The organism is uncultured Moraxella sp. (assembly GCF_945873075.1).
GTDB lineage: Bacteria > Pseudomonadota > Gammaproteobacteria > Pseudomonadales > Moraxellaceae > Moraxella.
Genome location: NZ_CAMCBS010000006.1, coordinates 72,351 through 95,127, shown reverse-complemented (window position 1 = coordinate 95,127; position 22,777 = coordinate 72,351). Strand labels below are relative to the sequence as shown.

The 22,777-nt window shown below is 47.1% G+C and carries 20 protein-coding genes; 3 read left to right on the top strand and 17 right to left on the bottom strand.

The annotated features are described in order from the left end of the window. Nucleotides 1–115 precede the first annotated feature (115 nt). A complete protein-coding gene (gene leuA / locus Q0N89_RS03565) occupies nt 116–1,834 on the bottom strand; it encodes a 2-isopropylmalate synthase (protein ID WP_294033444.1) in 1,719 nt (572 codons plus the stop codon). 182 nt (nt 1,835–2,016) lie between these two features. Between leuA and Q0N89_RS03560 the strand changes: the two genes are divergently transcribed. Continuing rightward, nucleotides 2,017–2,493, top strand: a complete 477-nt coding sequence (locus tag Q0N89_RS03560) for an Lrp/AsnC family transcriptional regulator (protein WP_078253622.1) — start codon at nt 2,017–2,019, stop codon at nt 2,491–2,493. A 7-nt stretch (nt 2,494–2,500) separates the two neighbouring features. On the opposite strand, the gene Q0N89_RS03555 is transcribed toward Q0N89_RS03560, so the two are convergent. The 8 genes from Q0N89_RS03555 to Q0N89_RS03520 all read right to left on the bottom strand — a co-directional run bounded on the left by Q0N89_RS03555 (nt 2,501) and on the right by Q0N89_RS03520 (nt 11,641). Then, nucleotides 2,501–3,988, bottom strand: a complete 1,488-nt coding sequence (locus Q0N89_RS03555) for an ABC transporter ATP-binding protein (protein ID WP_294033441.1) — start codon at nt 3,986–3,988, stop codon at nt 2,501–2,503. Beyond that, on the bottom strand, nt 3,975–5,036 hold the full coding sequence (locus Q0N89_RS03550; protein WP_294033439.1) for an ABC transporter permease: 1,062 nt from the start codon (nt 5,034–5,036) through the stop codon (nt 3,975–3,977). The genes Q0N89_RS03555 and Q0N89_RS03550 overlap by 14 nt, the downstream gene beginning before the upstream one ends. Further along, a complete protein-coding gene (locus Q0N89_RS03545) occupies nt 5,036–6,076 on the bottom strand; it encodes an ABC transporter permease subunit (protein WP_294033437.1) in 1,041 nt (346 codons plus the stop codon). Before Q0N89_RS03545 ends, Q0N89_RS03550 begins: the two co-directional genes overlap by 1 nt. Before the next feature lie 99 nt (nt 6,077–6,175). Continuing rightward, a complete protein-coding gene (locus tag Q0N89_RS03540) occupies nt 6,176–6,736 on the bottom strand; it encodes a manganese efflux pump MntP family protein (RefSeq protein ID WP_294033435.1) in 561 nt (186 codons plus the stop codon). A 125-nt stretch (nt 6,737–6,861) separates the two neighbouring features. After that, nucleotides 6,862–7,641 carry a hydroxyacylglutathione hydrolase gene (gene gloB, locus Q0N89_RS03535; RefSeq protein ID WP_294033433.1) on the bottom strand — a complete coding sequence of 260 codons (780 nt, stop codon included), beginning with the start codon at nt 7,639–7,641 and terminating at the stop codon, nt 6,862–6,864. Between the two features lie 3 nt (nt 7,642–7,644). Beyond that, nucleotides 7,645–9,615, bottom strand: a complete 1,971-nt coding sequence (locus tag Q0N89_RS03530) for an extracellular solute-binding protein (protein ID WP_294033431.1) — start codon at nt 9,613–9,615, stop codon at nt 7,645–7,647. Between the two features lie 17 nt (nt 9,616–9,632). Next, nucleotides 9,633–10,715, bottom strand: a complete 1,083-nt coding sequence (serC, locus tag Q0N89_RS03525) for a 3-phosphoserine/phosphohydroxythreonine transaminase (RefSeq protein ID WP_294033429.1) — start codon at nt 10,713–10,715, stop codon at nt 9,633–9,635. 134 nt (nt 10,716–10,849) lie between these two features. Next, nucleotides 10,850–11,641 carry a hypothetical protein gene (locus Q0N89_RS03520; RefSeq protein WP_294033427.1) on the bottom strand — a complete coding sequence of 264 codons (792 nt, stop codon included), beginning with the start codon at nt 11,639–11,641 and terminating at the stop codon, nt 10,850–10,852. A gap of 573 nt (nt 11,642–12,214) precedes the next feature. Here Q0N89_RS03520 and Q0N89_RS03515 point away from each other — a divergent pair. Beyond that, nucleotides 12,215–12,793 carry a septal ring lytic transglycosylase RlpA family protein gene (locus Q0N89_RS03515; protein ID WP_078253614.1) on the top strand — a complete coding sequence of 193 codons (579 nt, stop codon included), beginning with the start codon at nt 12,215–12,217 and terminating at the stop codon, nt 12,791–12,793. A 124-nt stretch (nt 12,794–12,917) separates the two neighbouring features. Here Q0N89_RS03515 and Q0N89_RS03510 read toward each other — a convergent pair whose 3' ends face one another. The 6 genes from Q0N89_RS03510 to hppD form a co-directional block, all read right to left on the bottom strand. Further along, nucleotides 12,918–13,607, bottom strand: coding sequence for an ABC transporter ATP-binding protein (locus Q0N89_RS03510; protein ID WP_367178552.1), 690 nt, complete (start codon nt 13,605–13,607; stop codon nt 12,918–12,920). 70 nt (nt 13,608–13,677) lie between these two features. Then, nucleotides 13,678–14,679: an ABC transporter substrate-binding protein gene (locus Q0N89_RS03505; protein ID WP_367178551.1), complete on the bottom strand. Its 1,002-nt coding sequence runs from the start codon at nt 14,677–14,679 to the stop codon at nt 13,678–13,680. A gap of 14 nt (nt 14,680–14,693) precedes the next feature. Then, entirely contained in the window at nt 14,694–15,449 is a 756-nt protein-coding gene (locus Q0N89_RS03500) for an ABC transporter permease (protein ID WP_294033418.1), read from the bottom strand. A gap of 134 nt (nt 15,450–15,583) precedes the next feature. Then, complete coding sequence (gene maiA, locus Q0N89_RS03495; protein WP_294033416.1) at nt 15,584–16,222, bottom strand: maleylacetoacetate isomerase; 639 nt, start codon at nt 16,220–16,222, stop codon at nt 15,584–15,586. Nucleotides 16,223–16,269: 47 nt separating this feature from the next. Beyond that, nucleotides 16,270–17,670 carry a Na+/H+ antiporter NhaC family protein gene (locus tag Q0N89_RS03490; RefSeq protein WP_294033414.1) on the bottom strand — a complete coding sequence of 467 codons (1,401 nt, stop codon included), beginning with the start codon at nt 17,668–17,670 and terminating at the stop codon, nt 16,270–16,272. 336 nt (nt 17,671–18,006) lie between these two features. Continuing rightward, nucleotides 18,007–19,089, bottom strand: a complete 1,083-nt coding sequence (gene hppD, locus Q0N89_RS03485) for a 4-hydroxyphenylpyruvate dioxygenase (RefSeq protein ID WP_294033412.1) — start codon at nt 19,087–19,089, stop codon at nt 18,007–18,009. Nucleotides 19,090–19,213: 124 nt separating this feature from the next. Between hppD and Q0N89_RS03480 the strand changes: the two genes are divergently transcribed. After that, nucleotides 19,214–20,113, top strand: coding sequence for a LysR family transcriptional regulator (locus Q0N89_RS03480; RefSeq protein ID WP_078253609.1), 900 nt, complete (start codon nt 19,214–19,216; stop codon nt 20,111–20,113). Between the two features lie 270 nt (nt 20,114–20,383). On the opposite strand, the gene radA is transcribed toward Q0N89_RS03480, so the two are convergent. Together radA and Q0N89_RS03470 are read right to left on the bottom strand one after the other, a co-directional pair. Then, nucleotides 20,384–21,802 carry a DNA repair protein RadA gene (gene radA, locus Q0N89_RS03475; protein WP_294033409.1) on the bottom strand — a complete coding sequence of 473 codons (1,419 nt, stop codon included), beginning with the start codon at nt 21,800–21,802 and terminating at the stop codon, nt 20,384–20,386. A 160-nt stretch (nt 21,803–21,962) separates the two neighbouring features. After that, the gene (locus Q0N89_RS03470; RefSeq protein ID WP_294033407.1) at nt 21,963–22,748 is read right to left on the bottom strand and encodes a hypothetical protein; all 786 of its coding nucleotides are present in this window, start codon (nt 22,746–22,748) and stop codon (nt 21,963–21,965) included. Nucleotides 22,749–22,777: the final 29 nt, after the last annotated feature.

The following is a 22,777-nucleotide window of genomic DNA, read 5'->3' as shown; positions in this document are numbered from 1 at the left end:
GTATTTGGTCATAAAAACACCCCAAAGGTTGTCTAACTTTTGGGGTGCGGTTCAACCCAAGCTTTGAACGGTTTATTGGTTAGATAAAATTAGCGGATTGCCAATGCTTAATCCATTACCAAGCCTGCGCCAATGCTGACAATGCGCCTTTTAGCATGGCTGAGACAGTGCTGTTACAGGTGCCGATACCTGAGTAGATTTGACCATCGACAGACAGCTGAATGTAGGCAGCAGCGGCGTTGTGCGTTTGGTTGTCCTTACCGTCGTCGCTGTCGATTTGGGCAGTTTGGCTGATGGCGTGCTCAGCATAGTTGGTGACATGGATTTGCTTGCCTGTTGCTTTGACCAAACCATCAATAAACGCCGATAATGCGCCATTGCCTTGACCAATGACTTCAAAGACTTCGGTCGGCGCTGCCACTTGACCTTGGAAAGTCACATCACCGCCTTTGTTGTTGATGGTGTAGTCGCTTAGGCGGAATTTATCTTGCGATAGATAAGCTTGGGTAAAGATTTCAAGCAGCTCTTCGGTCTTGAGCTCACGAGCTAAGCTCTCAGCTTGAGCCTGCACCACACGAGCAAAGTCAATCTGCGTCCAGCGTGGTAGATTAAATCCATAATGGCGTTGTAGAATGTACGCCGCACCGCCCTTACCTGACTGGCTATTGATACGCACCACATCTTGGTAGCCACGACCGATATGCACAGGGTCGATTGGCAAGTACGCCACATCCCAGTGATTGTCGGTTTCTTTGTGTTTTTCGTTATAATCAAGTGATTTTTTGATAGCATCTTGGTGCGAACCACTAAACGCCGTGAACACAAGCTCGCCGACATACGGATGGCGTGGGTGCACAGGCAGATTGTTGCACTCGGTGACGATTTGTACCATTTCGCTGACTTGACTAAAATCAAGCTCAGGATCGACGCCTTGGGTGTATAGGTTCATCGCCATCACTAGGATGTCCATGTTACCCGTACGCTCACCATTGCCAAGTAGCGTGCCTTCGATACGATCAGCACCCGCCATAAGTCCTAGTTCAGACGCTGCCACTGCACAGCCACGGTCATTGTGCGTGTGTAGGCTGATGATGACGTGCTCACGCTGCTTTAGATGACGGCAGAAATATTCCACTTGGTCGGCATAGACATTTGGCGTGCTGGCTTCGACGGTCGCAGGCAGATTTAGGATAACCGCTTGACCGTTTTGTGGTTGCCACACTTCGCAGACGGCATCACACACTTCGACAGCATAGTCGGTTTCGGTTTGGCTAAAGCTCTCTGGACTATACTGGAACACCCATTCGGTATCAGGATAATTTTTCGCCTTATCACGAAGCATCGTCGCCCCTGCGATGGCGATTTGCTTAATTTCTTCTTTGTCCATCTTATAGACTTTGTCGCGTTGGACTTTTGAAGTGGAATTATACACATGGACGATGGCACGGCGAGCGCCTTGTAGCGCTTCAAAGGTACGCTCAATCAAATGCTCACGAGCCTGTACAAGCACCTGCAAAGTCACATCATCAGGCACATGACCTTCTTCAATTAGCTTACGAGTAAAATCAAACTCAACCTGTGCCGCTGATGGGAAGCCGATTTCGATTTCTTTAAAGCCAATATCAACAAGCAATTTAAAGAATTTTAATTTTTGCTCAATGTTCATCGGGTCAATCAATGCTTGGTTGCCATCACGCAAATCCACACTCGCCCAAATCGGTGCTTTGGTGATGGTCTTATCTGGCCAAGTGCGGTCAGTCAGCTTCGGCGCAAATTCGAACGGACGATATTTGGTAAAATCAAAAGCAGAATTTTTTGGATGAATATGTGGCATGATAGCTCCAAACTGTATCAGTTATCGCAAAATAGGGTTGATTTTTGATGGTGATTATCTTAACAAACTTAGTATAGCAATTTTTACCTATTTTTGCATTATTTTTGCCACCAATGAGTACAAAATACTAATTTTTTGCTAAAATATGGTGAATTTTACTATTTTTAATGGATTTATCAGTTATGGCTACCACTCAAGAAGTTGTGACGCTGGATGCGATTGACCGCAAGATTTTGCGAATGTTGACCATGAATGCCAAAGCATCCATCAGCGATATCAGCGAAGCGGTCAATCTGTCTGCCACGCCGACCATCCGCCGTATCAAACGGCTCGAAGAGCTTGGCATCATCACAGGCTATCATGCACACACCGACCCCGCCACGCTTGGCTATACCTTATCGGTCTATGTGGCGGTGAGCATGGATAAGCATACCGCTGAGCGATTTGGCGAGTTTGAGAGCCAAGTTCGCACCTTTGATGAAGTGGTCAGCTGTAGCGTCGTCACCGGTCGTAGCGAAGATTATTTGCTCAAAGTTTTGGTCAAAGATATGCGTCATTATGAAGAATTTCTACTACATCGTCTGAGTAAAATTGATGGTGTAAGTCAGCTACACACCAGCTTTGAATTACGAGAAGTGTTTAATCGCTCGGCGGTGTGATAGTGCCTTAGACTAATGATACGCTCTTTTGTAGATAGATGGTGCGATGACACAGTGCGTCAATCACCGTCGGATCATGGCTGATGATGAGTATCGCAGTCTGATAAGTTTGGTTAATTTGTCTTAATAAATCAAGCAAACGAGCAATCGATAAGCGATCAAGCATGGCGGTCGGCTCGTCAAGAATTAAGAGTTTTGGGCGAGCCAGTAGCGCACGCACGATACAGATACGCTGACACTCACCGCCTGACAGACCAGATGGATAACGCTCAAGCAGGGATTTGGGCAGACCGCACAGTACCAATAGCTCATCAAGATACACATCATCCGCTGTATCACAAGCTTCATCAAGGCTTTGGCGGATGGTGCGAGCAGGATTTAGGCTGTCTTTGACTTCTTGCATCACTAGGATGGCTTGTCGCTTGGCGTGCCTTAGCTGTGTGGCAGACAGCTGATAGATATCCTGCCCATCGATGATGATGCGACCTGAGACGATCAGTCTGGGGTCTAGGCGTGTGATGGCACGGGCAAGTGTGGATTTGCCTGCGCCTGATACGCCCATAATACCGACGATTTCTCCTTGATGAACTTGTAAATTAAACTTCTCAATGACAGGACTGGATTTACGCCAAAATAGCCAGCGATGTGCATAGTTGATGGCCAAATCATGTATGCTTAAAATCGGGCTTTGATTATCCATCACATCAGGCATAACTGGTGGCGTGCCAAAATCAGCGGTCAATAGTGCATTTGCGGTGGGATTGTGAATGATGGTCTGCGGTGTCAAAGTATCACAGCCATCAGCCCCGATGACCAAAAACCGATCACAACGACCCATTAAGCTTGGCAAATCATGGCTGATGATGAGCAATGCCGTGCCTGTGCGATGGCACAAATCGGTTAATAATGTCAGCATTTCATCTTTTAGATGACTATCAAGCGCACCCGTCGGCTCATCGGCGATGATGACTTTTGGTGTGCCTGCCAAAGCCTGTGCAATGCTAATACGCCGTGCTTCACCGCCTGAGAGTTCATGCGGATAAGCGGATAAATAACGCTCGGTATCAGGCAGATGTACCATCTCAAGTAATTGTTTGGCATAAGATTTTCGCTCATGCTTTGGGATATTGAGCGTAGCAAATAACTTATCAAAACTCGTCGCTATCGTATCCACAGGATTAAGCGATGCTTTTGGCTCTTGAAAAATATACGCCATCTGCCGACGCACAACGCCAAACGCTTTATCATCACCCTGCCGAGCCATCGATATCACAAGACCTACTATCATCGCCTGCTGTGCCGACACCGTCCATGAGGGTGATAATAGCCCAAATAATGACAGCATTAAGCTTGTCTTACCCACACCCGAGACGCCAACGACACCGATGATTTCGCCTTGATGAACATCGAGCGTCAGCCCGTCGATGAGCGGACCTTTGGCAGTGCTGATAGTTAGCTGATTGAGCAAGATGATAGGCTTATTATTGCTTGACATCGAGTGCATTTCTGAGCCCTTCTCCAATCACAATCAGTAGCGACAGCACTATGCTTAGCACCACAAAGCCCGTCAGCATCAAATGCGGTGCATCCAGATGATTTTTACCCTGTAATAACAGCTCACCCAAGCTTGCCGAACCCATCGGTAGCCCCAAGCCCAAAAAATCAAGCGTCGTCAAAGCGCTGATATTCGCCACCATCACAAAAGGAAACTGGGATAAAGCGAGCAGTAGCGTACTTGGCAAGATGTGCCGTTTGATGATGACCAGTGGATGCACGCCAAGATTTTGGGCAGCGAGCACATACGCCATACGCCGTGTCCGCAAAAAATGCGCACGGGTCAAAGGCACAAGCGACAGCCAGCCAAAGGACAACAACAGCACAAACAGCACAGGCACCGACGGCACAAACACACTTGCCAAAATCATCATCACAAACAGCTGCGGCAAGCCAAGCCACACTTCGACAATCCGCTGACCAAGCAAATCCGCCAAGCCGCCAAAATACCCCATCAACGCCCCAAAAGCAATGCCAATCACACTACCCACAAGGCTTAGCCCAAAGCCCATCAACAGACAAATACGCAGTCCATACAGCACACAAGCCAGCACATCTCGCCCGACATCATCCGTGCCTAGCCAATGATTGGTGCTTGGTACACTTGGGTGTGGCGTAGGTGCATCGAGCACCAAAGTCTGCTCGCCATAGCGTATCGGTGGCATAATCATCATCCCATCACGCTGAATGTTGTCAATCAAGACGGTGTCGTGATAATTGGCACTCGTCTCAAACTCGCCGCCAAATGTCATCTCGGCATAGTCGTGTAGCATCGGCAAATAGGTGGTATTTTGATAGCGAACCATCAGCGGTTTGTCATTGGCAATGATAGGTGCAAATAATGATATTAGGCTAATGATACTTAGTAAAATTAGTGAAAAATAAGCCAAACGCTCACGGCGAAATCTTGCCCAAAAATTCGCCAAAAATCCCTGCGTCGATGCATCGCTTTGGGCTGACGGTGTTGATTTTATTAAACTTGACATCATCACGCCCCAAAATCCACTCTCGGATCAATCAGCACATACAGCACATCAAAGATCAGCTGAACCACCATGCCAAGCAAAGTAAAAATATACAAAATCCCAAACATCAGCGGATAATCTCGCTGCAGCACCGCATCATAAGCAAGTCTGCCAATGCCATCAATCCCAAAAATCACTTCGATCAAAAAATTCCCCGAAAACAGCACGCCCACCACCGCCAATGGCAAGCCTGACACAATGGGCAATAAGGCATTTTTGAGCACTTGAGTATATAAGATACGACGCTGCGACAGCCCACGAGCACGCATGGCAAGCACATAGGATGCGCCAAGCTCATTCATCACGCTAAATTTGGTCAAATAAGCAATCCCTGCAATCGACCCCACACTACTAGCCAGCACGGGCAGGGTCAGATGCCACAGCAAATCGGTGAATTTGCCCCACAATGATAACTCGGCAAACTGCGCTGACATCGCCCCTTGAATGGGGAAAATCTGCCACACGCCTGCAAACAGCACAAGCAGTAGCACCGCCATCATAAACACCGGCAAAGCGTGCAACACCGACAGCACAAGCATAGTCAGATGGTCTTTGGCACTGCCATGCACTTTGGCTTTATACACACCAATCATCACGCCAAAGCCATAAGAGACAAGTAAGCACAACGCCCCAAAAGCAATGCTAATCGGCAGTTTTTGGATAATCAAATCCATCACCGACTGCCCCTGAAAGAACGACTGCCCAAGCTCAAATTGGGCAAAGTTCTTTAGCATCAGCCAAAATCGCTCACCAGCAGGCAAATCAAAACCAAATCGTGCGTTTAATTCTGCCATCATCTGTGCAGATAAGCCCTGCGCCCCTTGATAATGGTACTGCGCTAGCGTAAAGCCTTGTGCGGCAAGCTGTTGTTGTTCGGCTTGGATTTTGGTAAGTTGTTGTTCGACAGGGCCGCCGGGAGCGATTTGGATGATGACAAAATTAATCAGCAAAATCAAAAACAGCGTCGGTAGCATCAAGGCGATACGCTTTAGGATATAGCTCATCGACACCCCTGTATGCTGATTGTCCGACTGTGTTGCTGTCTATTCATGATGGTTAATTTATTATAAAAAAGTAAGAAATTATGAATAATTAGTCCAAAATCAAGCAGTCAGATGATTGTACAAAATCGATGAGCCAATCACCATCAGCACCACCCCGCCTGCAATCATCGCCCCTTTGCCAAATCGCTCGCCAAGTCTGCGCCCTAAATACAGCCCAGTGGTCGCCATGATGGTCGTGGCAAGTCCAATCATCAGCGCTGCGGTGATGATATTGACTTCCAAAAATGCCAACGACACCCCCACCACCATCGCATCAATACTGGTCGCTATCGCCGTGATAAATAGCCAAACACCTGTGCGAGTATCAGACGCATCATCGTCATCATCGCCCCAGATAGCTTCATAAATACAGCGAATACCAAGTATCATCAGTAGCACAAAGCCAATCCAGTGATCGACGCTTTCCATCCACTGATGCGCCACCTTGCCCATGAGCCAGCCAATCACTGGTGCAATCGCTTCGACCACCCCAAACACCAAGCCATGCTTGACTGCCTTGGCCATACTCATGCCACGAGCGGCCGTTCCTTTGGCAATCGCCACCGAAAAAGCATCCATCGACATCCCAAAGGCAAGAATAATTAGGGCAATCAGACTCATTGATGATTCACTTATTTTAATATTTTTAATAATTTAATTTATATAATAGCCAGCATTGGCGATGGTTGCATTTTTTAGGTACAACCATTTTAAGCACTGCTTTTTCGCCGATATTTAGGCGTTGTTTAGGCATTGTTTTTGGCGATACGCAAAGCAGTAAATACCGCCAAACCATCATCAGCACAGCCAAGCTTTTGCGCCATCTCATGACGCAAAGCAGGCTCAAAGCTGTGTAAAAAGACATTGATTTGCTTCTCAAGACCAAGCGATGTTGGCAGGCTTATTTTATCATTTTCTAGGCGTGCTTGGGTATCGGTGATGGCGGTATCGATGGTTTTTTTAATACTATCAGCGCAGATGGTTTGGGCGAATTTCAGATTTGACAGCGTGTATTCATGCGCAGGATAAAACAGCGTATCATCGGGCAGTGCCAAATACCGCTCAAAGCTTGCATACAGCTCGTCAATCGTCCCTGTAAACACTCGCCCACAGCCACCGCTAAATAGCGTATCACCACAAAAAACTCGCATCACGCCATCAATCAGCACAAGATAGCTTAGATGGCTATCAGTATGCCCTGCACTCATCTGCACGGTGAAATTTAGCCCCATGATATCAAGCTGACTACCTTCATCCACCAGTACAGCATTGGCAAGTCCGTGCTGACTGTGTGCGTACAGTGTGCAGTCTTTATAAAGATTCATCAGCGTATCCACACCACCGATATGATCGTGATGATGGTGGGTAATGAGTATCGCCACAGGTGTCAGCTGATGAGTATCTAGATAATTAATCACTTCATCAGCAGAACCCGGATCGATGATGATCGCCTGCCCATCTGTGCTGATTGCCCAAATATAATTATCATCAAATGCCTTGATGGCGTGAATATCAAAGTGATTCATAAGTCAGTCCTGTGTAGTGTCTTTGGGCGGCCAGTACCACCAATAATCAAGCCCGATGCTACTGTTTGGCGGTGTAGATGGATGCTGATAGCCTTGATAATACATGACATCGGTGGTGTTTTTGCCATACCAAGGGATCATATACTCGCCAGCAAGCAGCAACCGATCGAGCACTTTGGCATACAGTATGGTCTCATCTCGTGATGTTGCTTGGCTAAGCTTATCGATGACTGCATCCACGGCAGCACTTTTGATGCCGATGGTATTTTGGTTGCCTGCTTCATCAGCGGATTTTGAGCCCCACAGATAGCCCTGCTCCGCCCCCGGTGAATTGCCCTGCATAAAGCTATCAATAATCATATCAAAATCATATGCTCGCTTGGCGTGCAGATAGCTTGAGCTATCCATACGCCGAAGACGCGCATCAATGCCCAGTCGCTTTAGATGAGCGATATACGGCAAAAGCACGGCTTGATATTTATCATCCTGCACCAAGATTTCTAGGCGTACCACTTGACCATCCTTATCGTGCAATTTACCATTGTGATAAGACAATCCAGCATCTAGCAGCAGCGCTCTTGCCTTGAGCAGATTGGTGCGATTGATGCCATCGCCGTTTGAGACAGGCTGATTGGGTACGCCTTTGATGGCAGATTGTTCATCTTGATTTAATGGTAAAGCTTGTAATACTGCCAACTCATCGCTACTTGGCGCACCTTTGGCTTGTAAGGCAGAACCAAAAAAATAGCTGTCTAACCGCTGATATTCGCCGTAGAGCAGTTGCCGATTTGTCCATTCAAAATCAAACGCCAAATTCATCGCTTGGCGTACTCGCTTATCACGAAACAGCGGACGACGCAGGTTCATAATTAGCCCCTGCATCAGCACGGGATTTTGGTTGATGATGGATGCTTTTTGGATGTTACTTGAGCGAGCAGTATTATCAAAAGTCGCCCAACGCTTGATATCCGTCTCGATACGAAAGCGATATTGCCCCGTTTTAAAGGCTTCAAACGCCACCGCATCATCAGCAAAATACTGATATTCGATGGCATCAAAATTAAACCGCCCCCGATTCACCATCAACTCCCTACCCCAATAATTGGGGTCACGGACATAGCGTACTCGCCGTGATGGTTCGGCAAGCTCCAGCTGATACGCACCACTACCCATCAACGGCACAAGGCTAACTTGGTCAAATCGCTTTTCGATATCTGATTTGGCAAATACAGGCATCAGCCCGACACTTGCACCCAAATCCGCTGATGCCATTTGGTTAAAATAAAACTTCACCCGATGGCTATCAAGCACTTCGATGGCATCAATCCCACCCAAAAAGCCCCGCCACGACATCAAGCCTTTGGTTAATATCGCTTCAAAAGTCGCCTTGACATCATCCGCCGTCACCGCACTTCCATCCCAAAACCGTGCATCAGGATGGATATGATAAATAATCCAACTGCCATCATTAGGATTGTGCGTGACGGCATTGGCAAGCTGTGGATAGAGCACATAAGATTCATCAAGCGAACCTGCCATCAGCGTGTCATACAGATAAAAAGTCCCCGTCGCAGGGATGCCTTGGTCAATAAAGCTATTTAGACTATTAAACATCCCAATAGCAGACATCGACAGCACGCCACCCTTTGGCGCATCAGGATTGGCATAGGGCAGATGCGTGGCATTGGCGTATTTGGCATCATTATTCACTGTCAAGACGGTGCTAGTGATAGTGCCTGCGGCTAGATGATTTTGGCGGATGCTTGGTGGTAATTTTTCAGCGGATAAATCAAGTGCATCATCTGCAGATGATTTGACAGGTGCGACATCTGCCGTCTGCTTATCCGCACCTGTTGAGTCATCGGCACAGCCTGCCATCACCACACTTGCCATGATGGTACAGAACAAAAACCACGACCCAAACAACCGCTTGACTCGTGGTCTGCTGTCATGCTGATAAGATGACTGAATCATTGCTGATGATAAACAAATTAGCCGTGCTTACGCTCAAATTCAGCCATAAAGCTTACCAATGCCTGCACTTGCTCTAGCGTGATGGCATTATAGATGCTCGCTCGCATACCGCCGACGACACGATGACCTTTTAGGTTTAGTAGCCCTGCTTGTTTTGATTCTTCTAAGAATAGCTTATCAAGACTGCTATCAGCAAGCTGGAACGGTACATTCATGATAGAGCGATAGGCAGGATTGACTTTATTGGTATAAAAGTCGCTCGCGTCGATGGCATCATACAGTGCTTGTGCTTTGGCACGGTTAATCTTGGCAATGGCTTCGACACCGCCTTGCTCAAGTAGCCATTCAAACACGAGGCCCGACAGATACCATGCATAAGTCGATGGCGTGTTGAGCATTGAGTCATTTTCAAACTGATTTTTATAATTCATCACATTTGGACACCACGGACTTGCCTTGTCAAGCAACTCTTTACGTACGATGACCAATGTCAAACCAGCCGGCCCAATGTTCTTTTGTGCACCGGCATAAATCATGCCAAAGTCATTGACATTAATCGGCTCTGATAGGATGCATGATGAGAAGTCGGCGACGATTGGCGCATTGACTTTTGGTGTGTCAAAGATTTGCACGCCGTGAATGGTCTCATTTGGGCAGTAGTGAAAATAACTTGCGCCATCCGTCAGCTGCCAAGTGTCAAACGCAGGCACATCACTGCCATCACCTTCGGCGACCAGATTCACCTTGCCAAGACCAAGCACTTCATAGCGTTTGGCTTCTTTATAGGCTTTTTGTGACCATGCGCCTGTGTTTAGATAATCAGCCGTGCCACCATTAAGTAGGTTCAGTGGAATGCTAGAGAACTGCAATGCCGCACCACCTTGCAAAAATAGCACCGCATAGTCATCGCTGATGTTCATGAGCTTACGCAAATTAGCTTCGGCTTTTTGGGCAAGCTCAATATAGTCGGCACTGCGATGGCTGATTTCCATCACAGATGCGCCAAGCCCTTGCCAATCAAGCATTTCAGCTTGGGCACGCTCAAGGACAGCGGTTGGCATACTGGCAGGACCAGCACAGAAATTCGCTAAACGGGTCATGGATTTTTCCTTAATGATATAAAAATAGCAGGCAAGATTGGGAAAGTTTGGTTATTGTATCATGAAAAGCAGTGACAGATAAGCCTTTGCACACTCATTTATGCAATCAGCTATAGCATTGTCAGCATTGTCGGTTATTTGTCCGTCTTATCATCCGCTTGATGTAGATATTGCCAAAACTGCTTTTTGACTGTTGGCTGTTTCCACATATCATCTAGCCCAAAATCCTGATTGATAACCAGCTTATCATCCAGTGCGCTGATGATGTTTTTTAGGTTGATACATGATGGTAATGCACTTAGCACAAGAATTTGTTCAATCTTGGGGCTTGCCTGCAAACACCCAAAAATAAAGCCCTTGATACTAGCATCAATCACCGCAGGTTGGTTAGCATTTGGGTCATTGCTGATAATCGGATAATTCAGCACCCGCTGTTCATACGTCAGCTGTGATGCTTTGGCATGATTTTGGATGGCTTGATTGAGCGATACCCAGATGTCTTTTTTGGCGATGTCAATGCCGTCAAAATCAACCAACAAAACCCATTGGCGATAGACAATCGCCTGTAATCGAAATGTCGGCACAGTGTCTAGTTCGGTGCTTGTAGTGCTTTGTGTGGTGGATGATAATTCTTGGACGGTGTGGTGCTGTACCTGTCGGCTGTGTTCTTTGAGAGCTTGGCTAAGATGTGTCAGCTGACTGCCAATCGGTGCTTTAGATGGCTTATCAGTTGGCGCTGTTTTATTGGCTTTGGATGGTGATACCTGCGTGGATACCGCAGTGCGTGCCAAAGGCTGTGATGATACATCAGCCGATGGCTGTGCCAAAAGCTGTGTTTGGCTGCTACGAGCCGCCCACAGCACAACACCTAATGCAGATAGGATTGTGCGGGATTGATATTGTGTATCATAAAAGCCGGTTGACATGGATTGCTAATTTTTTTTGAGCCAAAATCTGCTGATAAGCTTACACCACTTCATCAATTTTGCCAATGTTTTTTGGTAGCAATTTTGACAGCTTATTTGACAGCTTATCACGGCGCATGGACGACAAAGGTCGGTGCTCAATGTGAAAAATAAGCGATAAAATCACCATTTTGTACAAAATTTGTGCAAATTTCTGTGATTTTTGCTGTTTTTGCCCTTGTAATTTATCAAAATGGTGCTAATATAGGAATGTGGTAAAGGGCAATTTGTATCAATTTGTCATAATTTTACCAAAGCTGGGTACAATGACTACAAAACGACACATTGCAATACTTTTTCTGTGCTACTGTATGCTTGATTAATTTTGACTGTGTTATCATTGCCCAAAACAATCACAATTCACCCCCAGTTGCTTGGTTTGCAAGTATGAGCATCATGGGATAAATTCACAAATACTTGTTATTAATACTTTTTGAATGGTATTGATACTTGATAGTAGCGACTTTGTTACATTAGGATGATGTCTGTTGGCATACACGCCACAACAAAGCTTTCAACACTAAAGAGGCAACCATGAAAACAATTAGCAAATCTTTGCTTGGCTTGGCAATCACTGTCAGCGCAGGCGTTGGTGTTTCTGCACACGCAGGCGATAAAGCAAATTCGGCTAATATTGATAATGTGCTTGGTCAATTGACCGCTCAGCACAACAATGCATCTAGTTTGGTTCGTCAAGCTCGCCAGCCATCTTCTTTGGCGCTTAGTAGTCCTTTGATGACCCAAAATGCCAAAACCACCAAAAAAGCTGATAGCGACACCCCAGTGCTCGAAAAACTGACGGCTGTGGCATCTAGCACGGTGAACAAATTTAAGCAAACTGGTCTAGCATCTTGGTATGGTCGTCAATTTCACGGACGCAAAACCGCCAGTGGCGAAACCTTTGATATGAATGCCATGACCGCCGCACACAGCTCATTGCCAATGAACTGCTATGTGCGTGTGACCAATCGTGATAATGGCAAATCAGTCGTTGTCAAAATCAATGACCGTCCATCTGCAGGCAGTAGCGCGCTTAGCCTATCTTATGGTGCTGCCAAAGCCATCGGCATGACTGGCAATACAGGCAATGTGACCATTGAGCGTATTGACTGATTGGATAAGGATACTAAAAAACCGAGACTTTGTTAAGTTTCGGTTTTTTTCTTAGAGTTGATTTAAAAAGACAAGCAGTATTTTCTACACTATTGTCCTTTGCAATGCTTAGCCTAAGTTAGCCCTACCCCTTAATCGCTGTCAAAATCCGCTCTTTGAGCACCAAAAACTCCTGCGACTGCATAAAGCCTTCTTCTTTTGGTATCTCAAAGCGATGCGCCAGCGTTGCCGGAAAGCCTTTTAGCACATAGACGCAATCGGACAGATAAATCGCTTCATCAATATCATGGGTAATCATCAAGCAAGTCAGCCCTGTTTGATGGCGAAAGGCATTAAACCATGCATACATCTCAGATTTGGTCACAAAATCCAGCGCCGAAAACGGCTCATCGAGTAGCATCAGATGGTCGTTACTCAGATAAGTACGCAGCAGTGCCGCACGCTGTCTTTGACCGCCTGACAGCTGATGCGGGTATTTATCCGCCAAGCCATCTAGCCCAAATAAGCCAAGATTGGGCGTAATGCGTGCTTGTATCGCCGTCTTATCCATGCCCTGTAGCATCATTGGCAGTGCGATATTGTCATAGATACTTTTAAAGGGTAATAACAAGTCTTTTTGGAGCATATAGCCCACTTGCCCTGCCTTGCCCGTACTATCGACACCATCAATGATGACCTGCCCAGACTCTGGGCGAATCAGCCCAGCTGCGATGTTAAATAGCGTACTTTTGCCCACGCCACTTGTACCGATAATACTCACCACCTGTCTAGGTGCGACGCTCAAGGACAGATTTTGGAACAATGGCGCATCCATCGTCGCCGTCACAAAGCGGTGGCAAATATCCACCAATGACAGCTTGGCTGGCTTTGGATGAGCCATCAACTCAGTTTGGCAAGTAGTCATTGGTCACGCCTGCTTGTGGCGGTAATGGCTTATCCGTCAAGCCCTTATCATTCACCCAACCAAAGAAACGATCCCAGCGTGCATAATCAAATCGCCCCCAGTCGCCTTTGTCATCAAGATACAGCGTCGAGAGATAAGCTTGGCTTTGTTTGGCAAGCTCAGGATTGATCTCAGGTGCGTGCTTGACCAAAATCTCGGCGGATGCTTCAGGATTTTTGGCGGCATACAGATAGCCTTCTTTGATGGCGGCGAGTGCTTTTTTGTATTTTTCGGGATTTGCCTTGAGCGCATCAGTATTGGCAATCAAAATCGGTGAATAGTAGTCAAAGACAGGATTGGCATCTTTAAGATAAAAGAAATTGGTCTCAACGCCCTTAATCTTGGCATGAATCCCATCCCAGCCATAATATGCCATAATGTAGTCAAACTGATCCATGCGTAGTGCGGTCGTCGCATCGGTCGATTCGCCCGGGATTTTGACCAATGGCTCGCCGACAATCTCGGCTACCGTCGCATCATCCACAGGATCCTCCCAAGTTGAATAACGCTTGCCGTGCAAATCTTTTGGTGATGTCGCACCCAGACTTGCCAAAGACATAAGGCCTGCGCTGTTGTGCTGAGCGATGGCTGCCACCGCAGTGATCGGCTCGCCTTTATTGAGACGCTTGACTATATTTGGCTGAAAATACACGCCAAAATCCGCTCGCTGATTGGCAACCAGCGTCGATGTACTGTCTTCGCTTGGCTGTACAATCTTGGCATCAAAGCCCTGCTTGGCAAAATACCCTTGATCAAGCGCCACATACAGTCCCGTGTGATTGGTATTTGGCACCCAGTCCAATGCAATGATCAGCTCTTGTAACGGCTGCTCAGTTTGGGAAGCTTGTGCGTTTTCTTGTTTTTGGCAAGCAAATAGCCCTGCACTCATTAGCGCAACCAAAGTCACACCAACCAACGGGCGAAATTTAAACTTCATCTTCATATCCTTTTCATGAGTCATTGTTGAAATTTATAAGCCATCAGGCGTTTTTCGAGCCATTTGACCATAGCAATCAGCACCAGTGTCAAAAAGCTAATCAAAAAAATCACCGCAAACATATTGTCAAGCTCATAGGACTTACGCACACGGGTCATATAAACCCCAAGCCCATGATAGCCACCAAGCCATTCTGCCACCACCGCAGAGATTAGTGCATAGCTTAAGGCAACTTTTAGCCCTGTAAAAAAATATCCCATCGCCGATGGTATCTTGAGATGTCGATAAGTCTGATAGGTTGTAGCTTTCATTGAGCGGAATAAATTGAGCTCATCTGTCCCTACCGAGCGATAGCCATCAAGTAGCGCAATGGTCATCGGAAAAAACACCGACAGCACCACAAGCACAATCTTTGGCGTGATGCCATAACCAAGCCAAATCACAAGCAGCGGCGCAATGGCAATGGTCGGAATGGTTTGGTTCAGTAGCAACACAGGATAGACGCTTTGGCGAAATCCACGAGACAAATCCATCAATATCGACAGCACAAAGCTTAAGAGCAGCCCAATCATCGTACCGATAAACGCCGTCGCCAATGTGTATTTGGCGTGCATGGCAAGCAAGGCAAAATCATCAATGGACGCCTGCACAATCTGCCAAGGACTCGGCAACAGATAATCTGGCATTAAGCCCATGCCAATCACCGCTTGCCAAACAAGCAAAATCAACAGCACAAGACTGTATTGGCGAGCCAAACGAGATAAGGAGACAGACATAGCAAATGGCAAAATGCGTGACAAAATGATGCTTATTGTAACATAATTTCACCCCAAATAGGCGAGATAATGCCGTCATGTAAGCCAAAAAAATCACCGCAGACTTAACTTGCGGTGAGTTGGATAGATTGCATTTACGCAACTGGCGTATCAGGCTGATGGTCAGGATGTGCCTTGATAAAGGCAGGCAAAGTTTCACAGTTTGCGACGATTTGGTTAATCAGCGGATAGACACTGATATCGACATCGAACCGCTTGGCATTATACACCTGCGGTATCAGACAGCAGTCCGCCATCGTCGGCGTATCGCCATAGCAGAACTTGCCTGCGTGCTGTTTTAGCATCATCTCAAGCGATGCAAAGCCTTGATGAATCCAATGTGCATACCATGCCATCTTGGTCGTATCATCGATGCCAAGCTCGCCTGTCAGATATTGAAGTACTCGTAAATTATTAAGCGGATGCACTTCACAAGCAATCAGCTGCGCCATCGCTCGTACAGTCGCACGCCCAATGGCATCGCTTGGCAATAGTGGCACAGTGTTATCCACTTCTTCTAAATACTCAATGATGGCAAGCGACTGCGATAGCACGGCATCATCGACTTGCAGGCTAGGTATCAGCCCTTGGGGATTGATGGCGAGATAATCATCGCTTTTTTGCTCGCCTTTGAGCAGATTGATGGGTATGATATCAGCATCCAATCCTTTGAGCGCCAAAGCAATACGCACACGATACGATGCCGAACTGCGAAAATATGAGTATAGTTTCATCATTGATCCTTAATAATTAACCCTACATCAGTCCACTTGGTGTTGGATTATGCCTTATCAAGCTTGGTAATGGTAAAGCCTGTAAATCCAAATATCAGCGTCAACACAAAGCATAGATAACAAAAGAACGCATACGGCAGATACGCCACCACAGGCATCCCAAATGTCCCTGCCAAAAAGCCCCCATACACGCCCCACGGCACAAGTGGGTTGATGACTGTGCCCGCATCTTCGATGGTGCGTGATAGATTTTTTGGGTGTAGTCCAAGCCGCTTATACTCTGGCAAAAACGCATTGCCCGATAGTAGCAAGCTCAAATACTGCTCACCAACAAGCACATTGATACCCAGCGATGTAAACGCCGCCGCTGCCACGCCACGACTTGCCTTGGTCAATAGATGACGCATACCATCAAGTAACGCAGGCAAGATACCCAAGCCCTGCAGCAGTCCGCCCAATGACAGTGCCAAAATCACAAGTAGCTGGCTAAAGAACATACTTTGCAGTCCGCCACGGCTGACGATTTTGCCAACATCTCCCAAATTAAGATTTTCTGCTGGTGCATAGCCTGCAAAGAACCAATTACCCAAATCAGACAAGCTTGGCGTACTGTGCGTAAAGGTGAGCGCCAATGACACCGCAATGGTCGCTGAAATGGTATAAATGGCATTGACTTTTAACACTGCCAACACAACAAGCACCACAAATGGCAACAACGCATAGCCATGCACCAAGCCACTCATGATGAGCTGTTCTTTGAGCACAGCGACATCGCTTAAATCCGCTGCCAAGTGTGCATCTGATAAGAACCAAAACAATCCTGCACTGATGAGCCAAGCTGGTACAGTGGTGTACATCATATTTTTGATATGGTCAAACAAATCTACACCAACAATGGATGCAGCGATACTGGTCGTGTCTGACAGTGGTGACATTTTATCACCAAATAATGCGCCGGAAACCATTGCGCCGGCGACGATAGCAGGGTTTGCGCCGAATGCTGCCGCCATGCCCAAAAACGCCACGCCGATCGTCGCACAAGTCGTGAAACCACTACCAAGCGCAATACCGACAATGCTTGATAAAATGAATGCCGATAAATAAAACATATCAGCAGACAAAACGCCAAAGCCATAATAAATCAGCGTCGGAATTGCCCCAGACATCATCAAAGCCGACACGAGTAGCCCAATGAATGAGAACAGATAAATCGCCCCCATGCCCGCCCCGACACCGCTGATCATCTTATCTTGCATGGCGTCAAATTTGACACCCTTGACAAGCCCAAACATCATCAAGCCGATAATCACCAACAGTAGCGACAGATGCGGTACCCAACCCCAAGCAATCATGGTCACACCCAAGACGATGACCATCACAATCGCCATCGGTACGGCGGCGCTTGGGCTGATGGTTAATAATGGTTCGTGTTTGTTTTGTTCGTTCATATCCATATCCTTAACACTCAAAATGGATAGCAAAGTGGCAAAAAGCCAACATCAATCAACCATTATACCACGACCGCCTGTGGGCAATCATGTCGAGAGCAACACGAATATCCATCACGACTGCGCCGATTTGTTATACACTATAACAAACTTTTGGCACGCAATGCTTACACAAAAACTGATAAATATCGCAAAAATGGTGATATATCCCTAATCGATCATTTGCTATCCATCGCAAAAAAAAGACACCCACCAACCCAAAGCACGGTTTGAGATGATCAACACTTGGGATGATGGATGATGTCCGCCGTTATTTGGCGGCATGGTTAGTAACGCTTATTCTACCGCTAGCGCGCCACGGCGAATTTGGTCACGCTCAAGGCTTTCGAACAATGCCTTAAAATTGCCTTCGCCAAAGCCTTCACGATAATCGCCCTTACGCTGAATAAATTCAAAGAACACAGGGCCAAGCGCCGTTTCTGAAAAAATCTGCAACAACAGGCGTGGCTGACCACCTTCGGTCGTACCATCAAGCAAGATGCCACGAGATTGCAGCGCTTTGACATCTTCGCCATGATTTGGCAGACGCTCATCAAGCATCTCATAGTAGGCATCATTTGGTGCAGTCATCAGCGGAATACCAGCAGCTCGTAGCTTGTCAATCGCACCGAGCAAATCATCGGTCAATAGTGCAATGTGCTGAATACCTTCACCGCCAAACGCCATCAGATACTCTTCGATCTGACCGCCGCCCTGCTTGGCTTCTTCGTTCAGCGGAATGCGGATCAGCCCATCAGGTGCTGTCATCGCACGGCTGGTTAGCCCTGTGTATTCGCCTTTGATGTCAAAATAGCGGATTTCTTGGAAATTGAACAATTTTTCATAAAATTTCGCCCAATAATCCATACGCCCACGATAGACATTATGCGTCAAATGATCAACGATTTCAAAGCCATAGCCCACCGGATGACGATCCACGCCTTCGATAAATTCAAAGTCAATATCATAAATGGATTTGCCTTCTTCAAAGCGGTCAATCAAATACAAAGGCGCACCGCCAATGCCCTTAATCGCAGGCAGGCGAAGCTCCATCACCGATGTAGCAATGTGGACAGGCTGTGCACCAAGCTCAATGGCACGGTTATAAGCAAACTGCGCATCACGCACACGAAACGCCATACCGCACGCTGATGGACCATGTTCATTGGCAAAATACATCGCTTCGGACTTCGGCTCACGATTGACGATAAAGTTGATGTTGCCTTGACGATACAGTAGCACATCTTTTGAGCGATGCTTGGCAACGAGCGTAAAGCCCATTTTTTCAAACAATGGCTCAAGCACATTTGGTGTAGGGCTTGCAAATTCTACAAACTCAAAGCCGCACAATCCCATTGGGTTTTCGAATAAATCTGCCATAATCATTCCTTGTTTGGTTCAAAAAAATAAATCCAACGATACTTGTAAAGGATATGTGCCTTATCTTAAAATAGCGCAAGCTTATGCACAAATTGATTTTTTCTTGAATTTATCGGATTAGACCATGAATATCACTTTTCGCCAGCTCAAGGCCTTTGTCAGTGTCGCTCGCCACAAAAGCTTTACCAAAGCCGCTGATGAGCTACATTTGACACAGTCATCCTTGAGCGGACTGATTAAAGAGATGGAAAATCAGCTCGATACTCGGCTTTTTGACCGCACCACTCGGCAGATGCACCTATCCGAAGCAGGCGAGCGACTACTGCCCCACGCCCTGCGGGTCATTCATGATATGCAGGTGTTGGGTAATGAGATTGCCGATCTCAAGGATTTTCATCAAGGCAAGGTGCGTATCGCAGCGCCACAGCAGCTTGCCGCATCTGCCATGCCCGAGCTGATTAAGCAGTTTAAACAAGCTTATCCTGATATTCAGGTCAATCTGATTGACTGCTCTGTCGAAGATGTGATCAATTCTGTGCAGACACTCGAAGCGGATTTGGGCGTTGGGCCTGCATTTGCTTATCATACCGATTTGTCAGCGACCGAGCTGTTTTCATCGCCGTTTCAGCTGGTGGTACGCCCTGATCACCCACTGGCATCTCGCACTGATTTGACTTGGGATGCGATGAGTGATGGCGAGCTGATTACACTCCAAGAGCCATTTGCCAAATATATCGCCGATCATTTGCCACTTGATATCAGTAGTAAGGTATTTCGAAGTGATTATGAAGTGAATTTTTTGTCCACAGCGCTTGGTATGGTCAAGCAAGGGCTTGGCATGACGATGGCACTTGGCTATGCCAAGCCTTGGGTAGATGAACAAAACCTTGTCATGGTACCCATCAGCGAACCACAAATCAGCTACAAATTTTTGTTATACAAACATCGCTATCGCTCGGCATCGCCTGCTGTGATGGCGTTTGAAGCGTTTTTGACCAGATATTGTAGAGCTTGGCACGCTTAGCCGAATATTGACTGACAATTTAATTTTTAAAAATTTATTGTAAAGCGTTTGATAAGTTTTGATGAACTGGTTGGTACTTCGCTTAGTATTGGCGAATGGGAATATGTCCAAAGCGGTACGGTTGGCGAAGATATGCAAACGGCGGTTTGTTCATAATTTAATCAACCACACTCACACAACAAAGCACGGCTTCAAACCGTGCTTTTTTATTGTGCATTTGCCAATTATCCATTAAAAAACTTGTTAGATAGCATCGCTCAATCCACCCCATCACTCAATCTCAAACGCCTGAGAAATCGCATCATCAAGCCGATCAACAGCAATGATGGTGATACCATTAAACTGCCGGCTGCCTGCCTGCGGTGCATTGGCTCGTGGCACGATGGCATGGGTAAAGCCATGTTTCATTGCTTCTTTTAGGCGTTCTTGACCATTTGGCACGGGGCGGATTTCGCCTGATAAGCCCACTTCTCCAAACACACACAAGCGATTGGGCAACGCCTTTTCACGGATACTCGACGCACAAGCAAGTAGCACCGCCAAATCCGAACCTGTCTCCATCACCTTGACACCGCCGACGACATTGACATAGACATCCATACCGCTCGTATGGATACCACCATGACGGTGCATAACAGCAAGTAGCATAGACAGCCTTTGATAATCAAGACCTAGCGCCATGCGTCGTGGCTGTGCTTGCGAGCTATCGACCAGTGCTTGCACTTCAACAAGTAGCGGACGAGTCCCTTCACGGCTGACCATCACCACCGAGCCTGCAATCGGCTTATCATAGCGACTCAAGAAAATCGCCGATGGATTGGCGACTTCTTTAAGCCCCGTATCCGTCATGCCAAAAATTCCCAGCTCATTGACCGCCCCAAAGCGATTTTTGACCGCACGAATCATCCGAAAGCGACTGTCCGACTCCCCTTCAAAATACAGCACCGTATCCACCATATGCTCAAGCACTCGTGGGCCAGCGAGTGCCCCTTCTTTGGTGACATGACCCACCAAAAACAGTGCCGTACCCGTCTGCTTGGCATAGCGAGTCAAAATCGCCGCCGACTCACGAATCTGCGCCACACCGCCAGGGGCCGACTGTATCATCTCGGTAAATAGCGTCTGAATCGAGTCAATCACTGCAATCGCAGGCTGTTCGGCGGTCAATGCCATACAGATGGTATCAACATTGGTCTCAGCCAGCACCCGCAAGCGGTCAGTCGGCAATCCAAGCCGCTTGGCACGCATCGCCACCTGCGATAGACTCTCTTCACCCGTGATATACAGCGCAGACCCTGATAAGCTATCGCCTGCCGCCATATTAATCGCAGTTTGTAGCAGGATGGTTGATTTACCAATCCCCGGATCACCACCAATCAGCACCACCGAACCTGCCACCAGTCCACCACCGAGCACCCTATCAAACTCACCAATCCCTGTTGGCATCCGAGTTTCAAGCGTCACGCCCACGCTATCGAGTGTCATCACGCCACTGGTCGCCCCTGCATAGTTGGCAGTCTTTCGGGGGGTAGCTGCCGTAGCGCTTGATTTTTTGGTGTGGTGTGGCAAGGCGGTATTGGGCGCTTCAATCAGCGTATTCCACTCACCGCAGTCGGTGCATTGCCCTGCCCATTTGCCGTACATTGCACCGCAGTTTTGGCAGACATAGCTGGATTTGGCTTTTGCCATAACTATTCCTAAGGCTTAAAATTTAACGAGATTGTAGCATTTTTATGGATTTTGACAAGGCTTTATCATGCCTTTTATAGCCCAAATACAGCCCAAACAAAAAAGCCCAAATCCACGATTTGAGCTTTAATCTTAAGAGACAGCATTAGCCGTATCGACATCAGCTATAATGCACTGGCTCTTCGTCATAGACATGAGCGTGCCAAAAATTCGCCTGTCTCTGAACCACGCTAGCAATTGCCGCATGAATCATCGCTTGACCAACCATGCGAGCATCACCGCCAAGCATCTCTTTGACCTTATCCGAAAAAGCAATGCTCACCAGCGCTTCAGTATCGCCCACTTCACGCAAGGTCATCACGCCATTGGCATCTTCGACGAACTCAAGCATGGTTTCTTGTGCCATCGGCGTGCGTTTGTTGGCAGATTTACGGCGTTTTGGTTTAGGGCTTTCATCTGCTTGCACATCGTCACTGGCTTTTTTGCGAGTGCGTCGCTTAGGCTTTGGTGCATCAGCGTCATCGGCGACAGAGTTATCATCGGTATCGGTCGTTTTTTTGCGTGTACGGCGTTTTTTTGGTGCTTCGACTGCTTCATCAGTCTTTACTTGTACATCACGGCTATCAGTGTCTGCATCAGCTGATTTGGCGGTGGTTTTGCGTGTACGGCGTTTTTTTGGCTTAGGTAGTGGTGGCAAGCCCAGCTCTTCAGCCATTTTTTCGACGATGGTTGGGTCAATGCGTTCAGCAATCGCCGCCGCTAGCGTGTCAGTCACCACAGGATTTGCGCCATGTTCCATTTCTAAGAAAAACAGCTCATGTAGCACACCCAACGCATCATCTGCATCAAGATTGGCCTTGCAGACATCATCAATCATCTGCAAACGCTCATCAATCGACAGCGCCTGCCACATTTGCGAATGTTCTAAATAATCGTTGTCATGCATGGGTATTGTATTCCAAATCAATTTGTGTC